Source organism: Meiothermus hypogaeus (genome assembly GCF_003574035.1).
Lineage (GTDB): Bacteria > Deinococcota > Deinococci > Deinococcales > Thermaceae > Meiothermus > Meiothermus hypogaeus.
Genome location: NZ_QWKY01000185.1, coordinates 1 through 514 on the forward strand (window position 1 = coordinate 1; position 514 = coordinate 514).

Here is a 514-nt window from a genome sequence, read left to right on the forward strand (position 1 = left end):
ATAAGAACTCCCCCTAGGTTTTTCCCTTAAGATGAGGACATGCACCTGGCCAAACACCAACGCCGCCCCCGGCTGGAGCTCAAGCTGCGGCACCACCCGGACAACCTGCACGCCCTCTACCGGGAAAGCGAAGACCTCGTGGAGCGAGCCCGCTGGCACGCCATCTGGCTCCTCACTACGGGCCACTCCATCCCCGAAGTTGCCCAGATCCTGGGCTACTCCATCCGCTGGGTCCGCGACACCCTCCACCGCTACAACGAAGGCCGGCCCATGGCCGACCTCCGGCTGCAAAATCCCGGCCAGCCTCCCTTGCTCCCCCCAGGGCTGCAAGAGGCCTTCCGCCAGGCCCTCCTGGAACCCCATCCCCGGGACGGGATATGGACCATCCGGAACGCCGCCGAGTGGCTCAGCCAGAGGCTGGGACGTCCTGTAGACCCGCGGCGGGCCTGGAGCTGGATGCGCCGCCAGGGCTTTGCTCCCCTGCGCCCAAGACCCCGCCATCGGCAGGCCGACC

1 protein-coding gene is annotated in these 514 nt (G+C 67.5%); it reads left to right on the forward strand.

The window, feature by feature from the left end; all coding sequences use genetic code 11:
• Positions 1–39: 39 nt before the first annotated feature.
• On the forward strand, positions 40–514 hold a 475-nt coding region (locus Mhypo_RS17865), incomplete at its 3' end, for a helix-turn-helix domain-containing protein (RefSeq protein WP_119342538.1).